This window comes from Flavobacterium sp. PL12 (genome assembly GCF_039123485.1).
Lineage (GTDB): Bacteria > Bacteroidota > Bacteroidia > Flavobacteriales > Flavobacteriaceae > Flavobacterium > Flavobacterium weaverense.
In genome coordinates, this window is sequence record NZ_JBANDI010000038.1 from 1 (window position 1) to 18001 (window position 18001).

The following is an 18001-nucleotide window of genomic DNA, read 5'->3' on the forward strand; positions in this document are numbered from 1 at the left end:
CAATCTGTCTAAGAACTTGCTCCCGCCGTGGCGGGGTGCAAATGTAATTACTTCTTTTATTTCTGCCAAATCTTTTTTCTAAAACTTTCGCCTTAGTTTTGATTCGATTTCCATTATTTAAGTAAGAACGTCTGCGCTGTTGCGGGTGCAAAACTACAACGTTTATACCGTTAAACAAGCTTTTTTTGTGACTTTTTTTAAGATTTGTTGAAGATTATTTTTAACTCACTGTAAATGTGAATATTGAAATGGAATTTTAATAGCTACTTACACCGTTTGGCTCAACATAGCAGCAAAAACATAAAATTAGCTCACTTTTACTAGTGATTATAATCAATTATATCATTTCTCTTTTCACAAACATACATATGATTCCAAATATTATAAGCGACACCTATTATGTATAGACAACATACTCTAAAAACGTTACATCTATATTACGTAGTACTTACTCATATAGGATGCGATTATACTTAGTCACAAGTTTAAAAATTGTGATAATAGACACTAAAAATAAAAGCTTATTTTAAATCAGACCTTATATATAGGAGTGCCGAACTACTGGTAAAACCGTCGAAGATCATTTGAAGCTAAGTTATAATCATTATATAGATGTTAACGGCTAGTTATTGAAAACGCAGTTAATGATTTTGAATAATTAATGAAGGTTTTTAATTGTACCTTATATGAAGGACTAGCGACAATCATGAAAACTATTGGTTCGCGTTAGGGATAATAGTGAAAAGCCCGCAGGAAAGTAAAGTGCAACGGAACTTTGCGAGGACTTGCAGCGGATAGCCCGACCCTTTACAAAAGAGGTGCTATTACTCAAGAAAGTAATAGCACCTCTTTTGTTAAGGGAAACGCCCAAAACGATCTAAACTTAAAATGCAAAGTTAGTAGCATCTCTATTGCTTCACCATTACTTAAAAATTCAAAATAGAACAATATCGTAATGACATATTATACTATTCCCCTTCATTATTAGCAAAATATGAGGCTACACGATTTACAAAAAGCCAGTTAAAAATAAACAATTCGGTATTAGTCATTTAATAGCTTACTTTTGCAAAAAAATTAGCATTGTGAATTACTTATCAGTTGAAAACATATCCAAGTCTTTTGGAGAAAGAACACTTTTTGAAAACATTTCTTTTGGGATTAATAAAGACCAAAAAATTGCCTTTATAGCCAAAAATGGCTCTGGAAAAACTACAATTATGAGTATCATCAATGGTTTGGAAGAATCAGATACTGGTCAAGTAGTTTTGAGGAAAGGGATTAGAATGGCATTTTTATCACAAAATAATAATCTACAAGAAGAATTGACTATTGAAGAAAGCATTTTTGCTTCTGACAATGAGATTCTGAAAGTAATTGAAGCTTATGAAAAAGCATTAGAAAACCCCGAAGACGAAGAGGCTTATCAAAAAGCTTTTGACGGAATGGATCAGCACAACGCTTGGGATTTTGAAACGCAATACAAACAAATCTTGTTCAAATTGAAATTAGAAGATTTCAAACTGAAAGTAAAAAATCTTTCTGGTGGACAGAAAAAGCGTTTATCGCTAGCTATCATCCTGATCAATCGTCCTGATTTATTAATCTTGGATGAACCGACGAATCACTTGGATTTAGAGATGATCGAATGGTTAGAAAGTTATTTTGCTAAAGAAAACATTACATTGTTTATGGTGACGCACGACCGTTTCTTCTTGGAACGTGTATGTAACGAAATCATTGAGCTTGATAACGGAAAATTATACAACTACAAAGGAAACTACTCGTATTATTTAGAGAAAAAAGAGGAACGCATTGCATCTGAAAATGCGAGTGTGGATAAAGCGCAGAACTTATTTGTTAAAGAACTAGAATGGATGCGTCGCCAACCAAAAGCTAGAACGACTAAGTCTAAATCACGTCAAGATGATTTCTACGACATTAAGGAAAAAGCGCAAAGTCGTCGTCGCGAGAATAAAGTTGAGCTTGAAATAAACATGGAGCGCATGGGAAGCAAGATTATCGAGCTTCACAAAATCTCTAAAAAATTCAAGGATCATGTGATCATGGATAATTTTAGTTTTGACTTTCAACCAGGAGAACGTATTGGAATCATTGGTAAAAACGGAACTGGAAAATCAACTTTCCTAAATTTATTGACTGGAAGCTTGCCTATTGATGGTGGAAAAGTAGTTATTGGAGAAACTATTAAATTAGGTTACTATACTCAAAGCGGAATTAACCCGAAACCGGGACAACGTGTTATTGATGTCATAAAGGAGTATGGAGAATTTATTCCGTTGATGAAAGGTAAATTGATTTCGGCTTCACAATTGCTGGAACGTTTCCTTTTTGACTCCAAAAAACAATATGATTTTGTTGATAGATTAAGTGGTGGTGAATTAAAGCGTTTGTATTTATGTACTGTTTTAATTCAGAATCCAAACTTCTTAATTCTCGATGAGCCTACAAATGACCTAGATATTGTGACTTTGAATGTTCTAGAAAGTTTTCTTCTGGATTATCCAGGATGCTTACTAGTTGTGTCGCACGACCGTTATTTTATGGATAAAATTGTAGATCACTTGTTTATTTTTAGAGGACAAGGAGTCGTTGAAAATTTTCCTGGAAACTATTCTGATTTTAGAGCTTATGAAGACAGTACTGATGTTGCTCAAAAAGAGGAAAACAAAGCAGAAAAGAAAGATTGGAAGCAAAATAATCCAACAGGAAATTTGACTTTCAACGAACAAAAGGAATATCAAAAAACTGAAAAAGAAATTAAGGATTTAGAAGCTCAAAAAATTTCGATTGAGCAACTTTTTGCTGAAGGAAAAGTAGCTGATGATAGTATAGAAAAGAAAGCTAATGAATTACAAAATATCATTAATAAAATTGAAACAAAAGAAGAGCGCTGGTTCGAACTGAGCGCTAAAATGGAAGGATAAATTCCCCTAACCCCGCCACACGGCGGGGGAATTGAAATACAGTAGTTTTTTATAATTATAATCCCCAATATTTTTAGATTCTAAAGTCTTCAATTATTGGGGATTCTTTTTTTCATATACTACATATATCGATAATTGCTACCAAGGAATCGGGTTATAATCTTTCAAGAATTTTCCACACCAATGTTTTCCACTATTGATACCGTCAAATAATGGATCCATTACTCGGGCTGCTCCATCGACGATATCTAATGGTGGCTGAAAATCCTCCTCTTCTTGTTTCTTTTTGGCTAATTCTGCTGGATCTTCATCGGTTACCCAACCAGTATCAACTGCATTCATGAAGATTCCAACTTTGGCTAACTCTCCAGCTGCAGTATGAGTAAGCATGTTTAGCGCTGCTTTGGCCATATTAGTATGTGGATGTCGCGCTTCTTTAAAAAAACGATGAAACTTTCCTTCCATTGCCGAAACATTTATGATATGCTTTTTTCCTGTATTGTTTTTTTTCATTACTTCCGAAAGTCGGTTGCATAATACAAACGGCGCTACAGAGTTTACCAATTGTACTTCGATCATTTCAGTAGTTTCTATTTGTCCTAATTTCAATCTCCAACTGTTCGTTTTTCTCAAATCGACTTGTTGCAAGTCGGCATCGAGTTCTCCTTCTGGAAAAACTTCATTTGCCACTAACGCATTATCAAACGAATAAGGAATTTGAGATAATTTGGCAGAAGCCCGCAAACCAATTCCAGGTTCAGGTCCATGCCAAGTCACAGGCATATTTTGATTAGAAGAAGCTCCAGATGTCAATATTTTAAGTTCATCAAGACAGTTCGTGTGATCTAACAATAATCTTTGCGTTTGTTTTGGTAAATCAGCTAACATGCGTCCTTCATTCTCCATTAAATGAGTATAGAAACCAGCAGGGCGTCGCACTGTTTGTGCAGCATTGTTGATTAAAATATCCAATCTATCATATTTCTGTTCTATAAAATTGCAAAAGATTTCGACACTAGGAATATGTCGTAGATCGAGTCCGTGAATTTTTAAGCGATCGCCCCAATCCATAAAATCAGGTTCTCTAGAAAAACGGAGAGCTGAATCAACTGGGAAACGAGTTGTCGCAATGACCGTTGCTCCACCTCGCAAAAGCATCAATGTAATATGGTACCCAATTTTCAGGCGAGAACCAGTAATTACAGCCACTTGACCTTTTACATCGGCAGTTTGAAAACGTTTACCATAATTAAAATCGCCACAATCCATACACATTGTATCGTAAAAATGATGCATTTTAGTAAATGGCGTTTTACAAACGTAACAATTCCTTGGGGTTTCAAGTTCTAATTGTTCTTTACTTTCTAGCTCGTTAAAAGCCAACAGTTTTGGTGCTACAAAAACACTTGCCTCGCGTGCATAACGGATTCCTGTTTCCTTACGTGCGGTCTTATCTTGCTTTTCTTTTTTACGTTTAGCTACTAACCGACCGTCTTTTTTCCTGCGGGAAAGTTCATCGCGATCGGGTCTAGAAAATTGCCCAGCGGCTTTTATTAAAGCAGTTCTTTGTTCTTTCGGAATATCAAATATTTGGTCCGTATCATTATTAAGCTTAGCAAGTATTGCAATACAGCGCTCTATTTCGGCTGAATTTATAGCAGTCATCTCTTCCATTTCTTCTTGGTCTATCATAAAAAAAACTTCAATCTTGGCTTAAATTCCAAGGTTGCAAAGATAGTTTTTAAATGATTCTATTTACGCTCAGCGAAAACGATAACAAATAGAAATATGTTATTTCTAATTAAGATTTTCGAGTTCGAATAATTTAATACCTATTTTTACTTTATTTTTTATAAAAAAACTTACTTTACCGTTCTTTAATAGTTAAATCTCCATCCAATACTTATGAATAACTTATATCGCTTACTTCTAATCGCCTTCGTAATCAGTTCAATATCTACAAATGCGCAAAAAAAAATAAACCTTTTTAATGAAAAAGATTTAACAGGATGGTATGCATTCGAACCTAAAACTGGAAAACACGAGAATGCTTCTGAAGTATTTTCAGTCGAAGACAATATGATTCGGCTCTATGGAAAAGATGCTGGTTATCTAATGTCGTTAGAAAATTTTGAAAATTTTCAATTGACAGCAGAATTTAGATGGAACACTGACACTTCATTCGTTCGAAAATCAGATAACCGAAATAGCGGTTTAATGTATCTTGTTCCTGTTGAAACTGCTGATGAATTATGGCCAAAAGGAATTCAGTTTCAGATTAAAGAGAACGCTAGCGGAGATTTTATTTTACTACAAAATGTAACTTTAAACGTGAAAGGAAAGAAAACCATAGCAGGAAAAAGCGTTGAGTCAAAATTTTTTAAAAATGCCGAAAAGCCTGTTGGAGAATGGAATAAAATTAAGATAACGGTAAAAAATGGCGTAGTAAAACAAAAGCTAAACGGAAACTTAGTTAATAAAGGAACAGAATCTTCAGTAAAAAACGGACGTATTTTATTGCAGTATGAAGGATTCCCAATTGACTTCAGAAGAGTTATTATCAAAAAATGCAAGTAAATTATAGTGAAGCAAATAATTCCTATGTGGTTTCCCATTAAATCCTATTTTCAATTTATTTGGCACTCAAAAAACGAGCACGCCGTTCATTCCCCTTTTGTATTTAATTTGATCACGAAATGTTTTTATAATATAGAGTACAAGCCTGAATACGAACTTTTAGAGAAATATAGAAATTCACTTTTAGCAAGCAAAGAAGTCATTCAAGTTGTTGATTTTGGCGCAGGATCAAAAGTTTTCAAAACGAATCAAAGAGCAGTTTGCAAAATTGCACAAACGGCAGGTGTTAGCAAAAAACGAGCTGAATTACTGTTTAGAATTACTAAATATTTACAGTCAGAACATATTTTAGAAATAGGAACATCCTTAGGATTAGCAACTTCAGCATTGTCTGCGGGAAATAACGTAGCCAATATTACAACTCTTGAAGGCTGCGAAAACACTTCAGCAGTTGCTAAGAAAACTTTAAGGAATTTCGAATTAAATAATATCGAAATCATCGTTACAGAATTCAGCGCTTACCTAAAAAACAGCACGCCTGAAGAAACTATTTATGATCTGATTTATTTTGACGGTAATCATCAAAAACAAGCAACATTAGATTATTTCGAATTGTTACTTCCTACCATTACTAATGAAACAGTTTGGATTTTTGATGATATTCATTGGTCTAAAGAAATGTCTCAAGCATGGAAAAAAATAAAAAATCATCCAAAAGTCACTGTTACAATAGATACATTCCAGTGGGGATTAGTGTTTTTTAGACGAGAACAACCAAAAGAACATTTCATCATTCGCATATAGATTATTATATTTGCATTCTAAATAAACCAAATGGATATCAAAAAAATTTTTGAAAACAACCGCAATTGGATTGCAAAAAAGTTACAAAGTGACGCCAATTATTTCGAAAAATTATCAGACGGGCAAACTCCGGAATTTTTATATATTGGATGTTCAGATAGCCGCGTATCTGCAGAAGACTTAATGGGATTAGAACCAGGAAAAGTTTTTGTACACCGTAATATTGCTAATATGGTTCCTAATACTGACTTGAATTCTATGTCAGTTATTAACTATGCCGTTACAAGTCTAAAAGTAAATCACATTGTAGTTTGCGGTCATTATGGTTGTGGTGGTGTACTTGCTGCCATGCAACAAGCAGATTTAGGGATTTTAAATCCTTGGTTGAGGAACATTAGAGACGTTTATAGAATTCATAGAGATGAGCTAGATGCTATCGAAAATCAAGACGAAAAGTATAAAAGACTTGTTGAACTCAATGTTCAAGAGCAATGTATAAACGTTATTAAAACTGCGGAAGTACAAAGAGCAAATAGGCAAAGAAATCTAAAAGTGTACGGTTGGGTTTTTGACATTCACACAGGAAAGCTTATTGATTTGAAAATTGATGTAGATGCCATCTTCAAAGAGATTACTAAAATATATAAAATTGCTGACTAGTAATTATTAAAAAAGTTAATAGCAAAAAAAATGACAGTCATCACTGACTGTCATTTTCTATTTTAATGAAATAATGCTTATTCTTTAGCTTTTTTCATTTCGCTTGTTTTAGCTCCCATTCTGTTCAATGTATACATTGGTGCGAATTTGATTTTTAAACCAGCAATTTTTCTATTGTCTTCAGAAGAAAGACCTTCTTTTTCAACTGTATTTTTTCTGCTATCTAAAGCTTCATACATTAATTTAACTTCATCCCAGTCTTCACGAGAATATTTATCTTTATTGTTTTCAACAGTATGAACAAATTGTTGGTATACATTATGAATATTAGCGGCGTTAACCCATCCAAAATTCATATCATCTCCTATTTTTCCTTCTCCAAACAATGCATTTCTCAATGTTTGTTTAGTACTTGGAGTTGCAGCCGCAGCAGCTTCCATTTTCTGAGCTTCTACTTTAGCCTTTAAAGTTTCGTATTTAGCTTTACTTGCATCGATTCTTGCTTGAGCTTCTGCATTGTCTTTCATATCAGCAATTGCAACTTCAGCTTCTCCAACTCTTAACTGATAAGAAGACTCAATACCTTCCCAGTTTCCAGCTGCATCTTTTTCTGCAACATTTCCTAATGAATCTACGTATGTTACATAAGAATCTACTTTTTTCTCTGCTTGTTCAGCTTTCTCATCTTTACATGATGTGAATCCAATTGCGATTAACGCTAATCCTAATACTAGTTTTTGACTTTTCATAATTTTTGATTTGATTAATTATTATGAAGCAAATGTAGATTACATTGCAATATACTCAACAATTAACCAATAATTATATAATTAATCATTTTAATTGTGAAATAACAAATGAAATGGCGTTAATTATATAAGTTTAAAAATTAATTCTATAAGGTTTGATTTAAACTTTTTAACTAATGTTTAAGCAGTTTTAGCCACTACAATAGTATTTCTGATTTTGAGCAGCTTCGAAACACTAAATTTCAGTACTTTAAATTGTAACAAATATTAAAATTGACTACTTATTAATAGTTGAAAAGTTTTTGTACTTTTAAAATCTGAATTAATAGCAGCTAAAGCAACGTCTAAGGCTAAAAATCATACATTCTAATGGCAAACCCGCTAATAAAAATAACCAATATCAAAAGAGATTTTGTACTGGGTAACGAAGTTGTTTACGTTCTTAAAGGAATTGATTTAGAAATTAATAAAGGTGAATATGTCGCTTTGATGGGACCTTCTGGGTCTGGAAAATCTACGTTAATGAACTTGTTAGGATGTTTAGATACTCCAACTTCCGGAACTTATATTTTGAATGGAAAGGACGTGAGCCAGATGAAAGATGATGAGTTAGCTGAAATTAGAAATAAAGAAATTGGATTCGTTTTCCAAACATTCAACCTCTTACCACGAACAACTGCTTTAGATAATGTGGCTTTACCTATGATTTATGCAGGATTCTCAAAGTCAGAACGCAATAAGAGAGCAACAGAAGTATTAGAGCAAGTAAACCTTGCTGATAGAATGGATCACCAACCCAATCAATTATCGGGAGGACAGAGACAACGTGTCGCTATTGCTAGAGCATTGGTAAATAAACCGTCAATTATCTTAGCTGATGAACCTACAGGAAACTTAGACAGTAAAACTTCATTAGAAATTATGAAGCTATTTGGAGACATCCATGCTAATGGAAATACAGTTATTCTCGTAACACATGAGGAAGAAATTGCAGCTTATGCACATCGTATCATTCGCTTGCGTGACGGAATAATCGAAAGCGATACAACAAAATAAATAATATCAAATTGATGTTTTTAGATCCACGATTTTCTTTTTGTAGTAAATCGGCGCACTAAAATCACTAATCAAAAATTTGAAATCAAAATGAAAGTATATACAAAGACAGGAGACAAAGGAACAACAGCCCTTTTTGGCGGAACTCGTGTCCCAAAGGATCACGCTCGAATAGAAAGTTATGGAACGGTTGACGAATTAAATTCTCATATAGGATTGATACGTGACCAAGAAATGAATGATCATTACAAGGAAATATTAGTTGAAATTCAAGATCGCTTGTTTACTGTAGGAGCAATTCTTGCTACTCCACCAGAAAAGGAAGTAATGAAAAATGGAGAATTGAGATTGAAAAAATTAGGAATAATTGAATCCGACATAGAATTATTAGAAAATGAAATTGATGCTATGGAAGAAGCCTTGCCGCCAATGACACATTTTGTACTTCCTGGTGGACATACTACTGTGTCATATTGTCATATAGCACGTTGCGTATGCCGTCGCGCAGAACGTCTAGCTGTACATTTAAGTCACAATGAACCTGTCGCTGAGATTGCAATTAAATACTTGAACAGACTTTCTGACTACCTTTTTGTGTTGGCACGAAAGTTGTCTCATGACTTAAAAGCTAACGAGGTTCAATGGATACCGAGGAAGTAGTGATCAGTAAAAAAGTATTCAGACGGCAGTTAAAAAATCTGATTTATGATAGGTTTTCAGCATTAACTGAACACTAAAATCTGACCACTGAACACTAAAAGCAAAACGTTCTTAACTTTAAATAAAAATAAGTCATTTTTTACTTGTATTTGTGAGTAAAAATTTTATTTTTGCACAAAACTAAATCGACAAAAAATGTATTGGACATTAGAATTAGCATCCTATTTAAGTGATGCACCGTGGCCTGCTAACAAAGACGAACTTATTGACTACGCTATTAGAGCAGGAGCTCCATTAGAAGTAGTAGAAAACCTTCAATCTATCGAGGATGAAGGCGAAATATATGAATCAATGGAAGAAATATGGCCAGATTATCCTACTGACGAAGATTATCTTTGGAATGAGGATGAATATTAAAAGGTAAACCAATTAAAAGTCTCTAAAGAGGCTTTTTTTTGGTTTAAAGTCAATAAATTATACAATTAGAAATAAAATCAAATCATGAGTTTCCTAAATAGCATTATTAAAGTCTTTGTTGGCGATAAGTCACAAAAAGATGTAAAAGCGTTACAACCTTATCTTACCAAAATCAAAACTTTTGAAAATCCTTTAATGTCATTAACTAATGATGAACTTAGAGGACGCACAGCATTTTTTAAAGAAAAAATAAAGCAAGATCGTTCTGAAAAAGATGCGAAAATTGCTGCCTTGAAAAAGGAAGTAGAAAGTATTCTTGACATTGACAAAAGAGAAGATATTTACATCGCTATTGATGCTCTGGAAAAAGAAGCTTATGATATTTCAGAAAAAACGTTGATGGATATTCTTCCTGAAGCATTTGCTGTTGTTAAAGAAACAGCAAGACGTTTCAAAGATAATTCACAAATAGTTGTTACGGCAACCCCAAAAGACCGCGAACTTTCAGCTTCAAAGAGTTATATTACATTAGAAGGAGATAACTCGATATGGAATAACACTTGGAGTGCAGCAGGAAAAGAAATTACTTGGGACATGATTCACTACGACGTTCAGTTAATAGGTGGAATGGTGCTTCACGAAGGAAAAGTTGCGGAAATGCAAACAGGTGAAGGAAAAACATTAGTGGCTACTTTACCATTATATTTAAATGCTTTAACTGGAAACGGTGTGCATTTAGTTACTGTGAATGACTACTTAGCAAAAAGGGATAGTACTTGGAAAGCACCAATATTTGAATTTCACGGTATGACCGTAGAATGTATTGATAATTACCAACCCAATTCTGACGAAAGAAGAAAAGCATATGATGCTGACATTACTTACGGAACGAATAATGAATTTGGTTTTGACTATTTAAGAGATAATATGGCACATTCGCCAAATGATCTAGTTCAAAGAAAACACAACTATGCGATTGTCGATGAAGTTGACTCGGTTTTAATTGATGATGCTAGAACACCTTTGATTATCTCTGGTCCAGTTCCTCAAGGAGATCGTCACGAATTCATGGAAATGAAGCCAAAAATTGAAAACCTAGTAGCATTACAACGTCAGTTAGCTAATGGTTTTCTTTCAGAATCTAAAAAATTAATAAAAGAAGGAAATACTAAAGAAGGTGGATTTCAATTATTAAGAGCCTACAGAGCATTACCTAAAAATAAAGCATTAATTAAGTTTTTAAGTGAAGAAGGAATTAAGCAATTACTTCAGAAAACAGAAAACCAATACATGCAGGATAACAAAAGAGAAATGCACAAGATTGATGAGGCATTGTATTTTGTTATCGAAGAGAAAAATAACCAAGTAGAATTATCTGATAACGGAATTAAATATCTTTCAGGAGATACAGATGCTGATTTCTTTGTACTTCCAGACATTGGAACAGAAATCGCTGCGATTGAAAAGAAAAAATTAGATAAGGATACTGAAGCTGAAGAAAAAGAAAAATTATTCCAAGATTTTGGTGTAAAAAGTGAGCGCATCCATACGTTGACACAACTTTTAAAAGCATACGCTTTATTTGAAAAAGATGTTGAATATGTAATCATGGATAATAAAATCATGATTGTAGATGAGCAAACGGGTCGTATTATGGATGGTCGTCGTTATTCTGACGGACTTCACCAAGCGATTGAAGCTAAAGAAAATGTAAAAATCGAAGCTGCAACACAAACTTTTGCAACAGTTACTTTACAGAACTACTTTAGAATGTACAACAAACTAGGCGGTATGACTGGAACTGCTGTAACTGAAGCAGGTGAGCTATGGCAAATATATAAATTGGATGTAGTAGAAATACCTACTAATAGACCAATGGCACGTTTCGACAAAGAGGATTTTATTTATAAAACAACTCGTGAAAAATTCAATGCAGTAATCGAAGATGTAACAGAATTGTCAAAAGCAGGAAGACCAGTACTTATTGGTACAACTTCAGTTGAGATTTCAGAGTTATTGAGTCGAATGCTAAAAATGAGAGGTGTTATGCATAATGTATTGAATGCAAAAATGCACAAGCAAGAAGCGCAAATTGTTGAAGAAGCTGGTAAACCAGGCGTAGTTACAATTGCAACAAACATGGCTGGTCGTGGTACCGATATTAAATTATCTGCCGAAGTTAAAGCAGCAGGTGGATTAGCAATTGTAGGTACAGAACGTCATGACTCTCGTCGTGTTGACCGTCAGTTACGTGGTCGTGCAGGTCGTCAAGGAGATCCTGGAAGTTCACAATTTTACGTTTCACTTGAAGATAACCTAATGCGTTTGTTTGGTTCTGAAAGAGTAGCAAAAGTAATGGATAGAATGGGACTGCAAGAAGGTGAAGTCATTCAGCATTCTATGATGACTAAATCTATTGAGCGTGCACAGAAAAAAGTAGAAGAAAACAACTTTGGTGTTCGTAAGCGTTTATTAGAGTATGATGATGTTATGAATGCACAACGTGAAGTGGTTTACAAACGTCGTCGTCATGCTTTGTTTGGAGAGCGTTTAAAATTAGATATTGCTAATATGCTTTATGATACCTGCGAGCTAATTGTAGATCAAAATAAAGGAACGAATAATTTCAAAAACTTTGAATTTGAATTGATTCGTTATTTCTCTATCACATCTCCAGTTACTGAAAGTGAGTTCAATAAATTGAGCGAAATGGAATTGACAGGAAAAGTGTATAAAGCTACTTTAGAATATTATACTGAGAAAACAGCAAGAAGCGCAAGAGAAGCTTTCCCTATTATTAAAAATGTTTACGAAGATAAAAACAATCAATTTGAGCGTATAGTAGTTCCTTTTACAGATGGAATAAAATCTTTGAATGTTGTAACCGACTTGAAAATGGCTTACGATTCTGAAGGGGCACAACTAGTTGCTGACTTCGAGAAAAATATCACATTAGCGATCGTTGATGAAGCTTGGAAAAAACACTTGCGTAAAATGGACGAATTGAAACAATCAGTTCAATTAGCAGTACACGAACAAAAAGATCCATTACTGATTTACAAATTAGAAGCTTTTAATTTATTTAGAGCAATGATCGAAAATGTAAATAAGGAAGTTATCTCATTCTTATTTAAAGGTGATTTACCAGCTCAAGAGAATCAAACGATTCAAGAAGCAGTAGAAGTTGCTCCGCAAGAAGATTACGAATTGAGTAAGGACGAAATTCCGAATAGTGAAGCTGCAAACCGTGAAGCGGGTCAAACGCAAGCACGTCAAATAACTGAAACTATCACGAGAGATATGCCAAAAATCAATCGTAATGATAACGTAACGGTTCAAAATGTGGCTAACGGACAAATACAAGAAATGAAATACAAAAAAGCCGAAAGCTTAATCGCCTCGGGACAATGGGTATTAGTTAACTAAGCTCTTATATTTCTAAACAATTACCAACTCCGCTGCGCAAGTAGTGGAGTTTTTTTATGCTCGTTTTTTTAGTTTTTTTAGGAGCTACTCCTGCCCTACGCTACAAAGCATTTAGTAGCCAACGATTTTTCTAGGCGCTTGCAGGAGCTTCTTGCAGTCGCTCTGCAACCACCAGAAAAAAGCGGCTGGCTACCGGCATGCGTTTTTCGCTGCGGTCAGGGCTAAGAGTTTTGTAGTGATTAGTTCGTTTAGGGTTACTCAGAAACCATCAAAAAAAACTTAAAAGCAAAAAAAATTTCTTTGGATGATTTACAGAGAATTATTGATATATTTGAAAATCAATGAAGCGAAAGAAACCTTCGCCAATCTACCCATATTTGGGTGAATGTGCGAATGTTTGTTTCGCCTATATCCTAGTTGTGCGAGATGCTACACGAACCGCATAGCATCACGACAATAATTATTAATCTTTTTTTTCAGGAACATTTTCAACATTACCGTATTTTTCTAATAATGGTTCTACTTCATCCCAAATGCTATATCCTTTGTCAAGAAGTTCAACGGCATTGTTTAATTGCTCTTTTACCATAGGCATAAGCATTGGCATTTTAATTGCGTTATCTAAATTGTATTTGGCATTTTGCAAACATTCTAAAATTGATACTGACATAATTTATTTATATTTAATTGATTAATATTAGTTTTTAAAAGCACCATCGCACAACAGCAGTTATAAGAAATGGCAAGTTTATTGGTTTATTCAAGTCTATTTTTCGCAAGGCGTTTAGTGGTAACAGAAAATATAATTTTCCGAAGTTTGCCACTTCTTATAGCTGCGGAACGTTACAGGCAAGTTTAGCCAAAAAACCGCATAAAAAACACATCTATTTAAAATGAAAAAAATTATTGTCACTTTATTAATACTAAACTTTAATTTAACTTTTTCACAAGATTACTTTGAAGGTAAAAACCTGTATTGTAAATCCGAAAATCCCGAAGCAATGAAGCTTTTTAATTTAGGTATTGAAACTTTATATTTAAATAAATCTTTAGACCCGAAATATCTTAAAATAACTTCAAATATTTTCTTCAAAGCATATAAAACCGATTCGACATTTTGTGATGCAATTTTTTTTACGGGATATACTTTGAGATTATTGAATGACAAAAAAGCTATAGCTTGTTATATAATGGCTGACAGTATATCAAAAAAAACTTTAGAATTTAAAATTAATTTAGCATCCGAAGGATTAAGGCTAGGTGAAGAAAGATCATTAAAAATTGCCCGAAAAAAATATAATGAAATAATAACTTTATTTCCCGAAAACCCAGAAGGTTATTATGGCTTCGCATTAACATCTCCTATTTTCGGAGATGTGGAAAAAGGACTGGAAAACATAAATATCGCAATTGAAAAATACAAATTATTAAATCCAAAAATAAAAGACGAAGTAATATTTTTAAAAGGCATTTTATTATCTCAAAACAAGATATATAGTGAGGGTTTAGAATATTTGGAAAAAAGCTATTCAACTTATAAAAAAGATGAAAACTTTAAAATTCATTATTCATTATGTTTGCTCAAAGTTTCTGAAATTAAAAATGACGAAAAAATGAAACAAAAAGCGTTGAAGTTTTATGGCCAAATAGAGAATAAAGACCAAATTGCAGAAGAGACTAAATCCTTACTGAAATTTCAATAAATACTGAAAGAAGAAATATAATATTTTGTTTTTGCCACTAGAAAAGTTGGAAATTGTGGTTAAATTTGAACTTTAAACTAAAAAAAACCAGCCCGTAACAGCTGTTTTGATATAGTGGGGTTTTAGTGGAATTACCATTTCGCATCAAGTTTTCGTTCATCCGAAAAATTAGCGGTCACGAATTCCCCACCATCTCAAAGCAGCAACACGTTACAGGACATAGCTAAGGAAAATCGAGAATTCAGCAGAAAATATTCAGACTACCCCGAAAATTTCATTAAGATAAAATTTTGAATCACATAAATCTTTTAAAAAACAACTCAAACCTTTAGCAAATTAATTGAAATTATCATTTTTTATCGTATTTTCGTTTAGTCATAAATTTATGATTTGTTTCAGTTTAAATGCTGAAAATGAATAAATCGAGGCTTCATTTTTGAAAAACGCAAATTATAATGACGAAAAAAGAATATATTCAACATATTGGACTTGAAGAAAATCCATTTCAATATACAAACGCTGACAAGGAAACTGATTTGATTGATAAATACTTTATTTATCCAGATTACTTTGAAGATGTTTGGGGCGATCCATCAGCACCCGATAGCGCGGATTTGTAATCCGTGCCCATTCCAACTAGCTTTTCCTTAATTATTCTAAGCCTAATTGTTACCTTAAATTATTCTGAGAAGTTTTATAAAATCCGTGCCCATCTCTCATAATAAGCTAGATTATTTAGTATAATATTCCCCGTTCTTTTGCTACAATAATTCTAGTGTTACTGAACTAAACTAATAGCGCGGATTTGAAATCCGTGCTAATTCCCAATCTTTTTCTACAATATTTTGATACGACTTTATACCATTATCAATATCTTAAATTACCATTTCAAATTCCAGCTTTGCTAAGTCTCCTGACTTCGTGTCCTGCTGGACGCTGTATCTTTTATTTTAGGATTCCGCTATCGCTTCTCCCTAAAATAAAAGCATCCCTCCCTAAGTTTAGGGAAAATCAGGGCTAGGTGATCTCAATTAATTGAGAGCTTTTATGCTCTTCTGTAAAGCTATTCTGTTGAATAGAATTACTTTTGAAAAACAATTTTATATTTGAAGCGCGAGTAAATAATAATTTTAAATTTCGTCTATCCATTCAAAAGTGGATCTATTGACTCTACTTTATAACGTATGTATGTATAAGTAAGCTGTAATAATTTGACAAATATTGATAAAAATCAAAATATTGTACATATACTTGTACAAATTATAACTATCATGATTGTAACAAATATTTCAGACTTCAGAAAAGATATTAAATCTTACTTTGACAGAGTAGCAATAAACTTTGAAATTCTAATTATAAATCGTGGAAAAGATTCGGGGATTGTTGTTATTTCACTTGAAGAATATAATTCACTAATTGCAACAAATTATGAATTATCAAACAGAATAAACGAAAGTAGGTTAGATTCTGCTATTGACAAATTTAAGAGTGGAAAGGCGTTTTCTAAAGATTTAATTGAGGAATAATATGAAATATGTATTTGTCGATGAATCTTGGGAAGATTATTTGTATTGGCAAAAAATTGACAAGAAGAAAGTTAAAAAAATTAATGATCTACTCAAAGATATTTCAAGAAACCCTTTTGAAGGAATAGGAAAACCAGAAGCATTAAAGCACAAATATGCTGGATTTTGGTCAAGAAGAATTGATGATGAACATAGATTAATTTACAGATTTATCGATGATGAAATTCAAATTGTGAAATGTAGACATCATTACGAATAATATTGCTACGGATAACAGCGAAGGCTGCGTTGCGTCTGAAAGACGAAAAATAAACCTGATAGCGCGGATTTGCAATCCGTGCCTGTTCCAACAACCCGAATGGTCGGGATCAAGAGTCTAAAACGCCTCTATTATTTTGGCACTGAAAGGAGATTGATTTTTATCGTGATTAACTTAACTTTTTAGTCACTTGTAAATCAATTATTTTTTATAGATAATAAGTTCGTTTTTAAAACTATAGAGGTTTTTAAAAGGTTTGACTTCAGTAGCAGTGTAGAAAAAATTGCGAGAATTAAAAATCCATCCTTCTAGATTTAAACACTATGAAGAAAAACTTCAGCTGGAATACTGAAATAATTTTTTAATTTTTGAGCCATTTTTAATGTAATTTCACGCTTTCCAGAAAGTATTGCCGAAACGTGTCCTTTACTTCCTATAATTGGTTCAAGGTCTTTTGCCTTCAAACCCATTTCTTCCATTTTGTATTTTATAACTTCTAACGCATCAAGTTCTGGTAAATGATAATGCTTATCATCATAATCTTTCACTAAAACTAAAAGTAAGTCTAGTTCATCGCCTTCTACGGTGTTGGGTTTTGCGTGAAATAGCTCCATTAATCTGATCGAAGCTTTATTATAATCTCCTTCTGTTTTTAATACTTTCCAGTTCATAGTTATTGTTTTTTATTATTTAAAATCGTTGTATCAAAAACCACGGTTTCAACATTAATTTTATCATACTCTTTATGAGTACCGAACCAAATTACGTAACAAGCTGTTTGCACAAAATTTATCGAAACAACTAATCTAAAATCATTTCCTTTTATATTGAAAACAACTCTATCATTATTTACAATACTGGCATTTCCATAAACACTCTTCAGCTCATTGAAATTTTTAAAATTTAGTTTTGTAAATTCGTTATACCAAATTAACAATTGCGTTTTTGCAATTGGATATTTTTCGATATTAAATAAAATTGTTTTCTTTACAAGAATTTTCATTTGACAAATATACCTTTAAGTTTTCAAATTGCAAACTTTTTATTTTTTATTTAAATTATGAAAAGCAACAGTAATTAGTAAAAAATACTTTTAATGAATGGATAAAAATATTTTTAATTAACCCGTTGGGTGTAATTATTTAAAGTAAAATAAATGACTTAGATATTGGTCAAGATACTGAAATTCAGTATCTTGAAGTCGCTAAACAACCAA

Annotated in this window: 17 protein-coding genes; 12 read left to right on the forward strand and 5 right to left on the reverse strand. The window is 32.9% G+C overall.

The window, feature by feature from the left end; all coding sequences use genetic code 11:
- Positions 1–1085: 1085 nt before the first annotated feature.
- On the forward strand, positions 1086–2948 hold the full coding sequence (locus RCH19_RS14010) for an ABC-F family ATP-binding cassette domain-containing protein (protein WP_343023738.1): 1863 nt from the start codon (positions 1086–1088) through the stop codon (positions 2946–2948).
- A gap of 138 nt (positions 2949–3086) precedes the next feature.
- Here RCH19_RS14010 and RCH19_RS14015 read toward each other — a convergent pair whose 3' ends face one another.
- Positions 3087–4640 carry an SDR family oxidoreductase gene (locus RCH19_RS14015; protein ID WP_343023739.1) on the reverse strand — a complete coding sequence of 518 codons (1554 nt, stop codon included), beginning with the start codon at positions 4638–4640 and terminating at the stop codon, positions 3087–3089.
- 213 nt (positions 4641–4853) lie between these two features.
- On the opposite strand from RCH19_RS14015, the gene RCH19_RS14020 reads away from it, so the two are divergent.
- The 3 genes from RCH19_RS14020 to RCH19_RS14030 are packed head-to-tail and all read left to right on the forward strand — an operon-like array spanning position 4854 to position 6989.
- Positions 4854–5525, forward strand: coding sequence for a DUF1080 domain-containing protein (locus RCH19_RS14020; RefSeq protein ID WP_343023740.1), 672 nt, complete (start codon positions 4854–4856; stop codon positions 5523–5525).
- Between the two features lie 24 nt (positions 5526–5549).
- A complete protein-coding gene (locus RCH19_RS14025; RefSeq protein WP_343023741.1) occupies positions 5550–6329 on the forward strand; it encodes a class I SAM-dependent methyltransferase in 780 nt (259 codons plus the stop codon).
- Between the two features lie 30 nt (positions 6330–6359).
- On the forward strand, positions 6360–6989 hold the full coding sequence (locus RCH19_RS14030; RefSeq protein WP_121926114.1) for a carbonic anhydrase: 630 nt from the start codon (positions 6360–6362) through the stop codon (positions 6987–6989).
- Positions 6990–7066: 77 nt separating this feature from the next.
- Here RCH19_RS14030 and RCH19_RS14035 read toward each other — a convergent pair whose 3' ends face one another.
- Positions 7067–7738, reverse strand: a complete 672-nt coding sequence (locus tag RCH19_RS14035) for a DUF6565 domain-containing protein (RefSeq protein WP_343023742.1) — start codon at positions 7736–7738, stop codon at positions 7067–7069.
- Positions 7739–8107: 369 nt separating this feature from the next.
- Between RCH19_RS14035 and RCH19_RS14040 the strand changes: the two genes are divergently transcribed.
- The 4 genes from RCH19_RS14040 to secA all read left to right on the forward strand — a co-directional run bounded on the left by RCH19_RS14040 (position 8108) and on the right by secA (position 13297).
- A complete protein-coding gene (locus tag RCH19_RS14040; RefSeq protein WP_343023743.1) occupies positions 8108–8794 on the forward strand; it encodes an ABC transporter ATP-binding protein in 687 nt (228 codons plus the stop codon).
- Between the two features lie 90 nt (positions 8795–8884).
- Positions 8885–9454, forward strand: coding sequence for a cob(I)yrinic acid a,c-diamide adenosyltransferase (locus RCH19_RS14045; protein WP_343023744.1), 570 nt, complete (start codon positions 8885–8887; stop codon positions 9452–9454).
- 195 nt (positions 9455–9649) lie between these two features.
- On the forward strand, positions 9650–9871 hold the full coding sequence (locus RCH19_RS14050) for a DUF2795 domain-containing protein (protein ID WP_007138072.1): 222 nt from the start codon (positions 9650–9652) through the stop codon (positions 9869–9871).
- Positions 9872–9955: 84 nt separating this feature from the next.
- Positions 9956–13297 (forward strand): preprotein translocase subunit SecA, encoded by a 3342-nt coding sequence (secA, locus tag RCH19_RS14055; RefSeq protein WP_343023745.1) that lies wholly within the window; start codon positions 9956–9958, stop codon positions 13295–13297.
- Between the two features lie 463 nt (positions 13298–13760).
- Here the strand turns inward: secA and RCH19_RS14060 are convergent, their stop codons facing one another.
- Entirely contained in the window at positions 13761–13967 is a 207-nt protein-coding gene (locus RCH19_RS14060) for a hypothetical protein (protein WP_343023746.1), read from the reverse strand.
- A 223-nt stretch (positions 13968–14190) separates the two neighbouring features.
- Here RCH19_RS14060 and RCH19_RS14065 point away from each other — a divergent pair, with 223 nt between their 5' ends.
- The 4 genes from RCH19_RS14065 to RCH19_RS14080 all read left to right on the forward strand — a co-directional run bounded on the left by RCH19_RS14065 (position 14191) and on the right by RCH19_RS14080 (position 16785).
- On the forward strand, positions 14191–15000 hold the full coding sequence (locus RCH19_RS14065; protein WP_343023747.1) for a hypothetical protein: 810 nt from the start codon (positions 14191–14193) through the stop codon (positions 14998–15000).
- A gap of 455 nt (positions 15001–15455) precedes the next feature.
- Complete coding sequence (locus RCH19_RS14070) at positions 15456–15620, forward strand: hypothetical protein (RefSeq protein WP_343023748.1); 165 nt, start codon at positions 15456–15458, stop codon at positions 15618–15620.
- A gap of 651 nt (positions 15621–16271) precedes the next feature.
- Positions 16272–16526, forward strand: a complete 255-nt coding sequence (locus RCH19_RS14075) for a type II toxin-antitoxin system Phd/YefM family antitoxin (protein ID WP_343023749.1) — start codon at positions 16272–16274, stop codon at positions 16524–16526.
- 1 nt (position 16527) lies between these two features.
- A complete protein-coding gene (locus RCH19_RS14080) occupies positions 16528–16785 on the forward strand; it encodes a Txe/YoeB family addiction module toxin (protein WP_343023750.1) in 258 nt (85 codons plus the stop codon).
- 314 nt (positions 16786–17099) lie between these two features.
- On the opposite strand, the gene RCH19_RS14085 is transcribed toward RCH19_RS14080, so the two are convergent.
- Together RCH19_RS14085 and RCH19_RS14090 are read right to left on the reverse strand one after the other, a co-directional pair.
- A complete protein-coding gene (locus tag RCH19_RS14085) occupies positions 17100–17456 on the reverse strand; it encodes a helix-turn-helix domain-containing protein (RefSeq protein WP_343023751.1) in 357 nt (118 codons plus the stop codon).
- Positions 17457–17458: 2 nt separating this feature from the next.
- Positions 17459–17788, reverse strand: a complete 330-nt coding sequence (locus RCH19_RS14090) for a type II toxin-antitoxin system HigB family toxin (protein WP_343023752.1) — start codon at positions 17786–17788, stop codon at positions 17459–17461.
- Positions 17789–18001 lie beyond the last annotated feature (213 nt).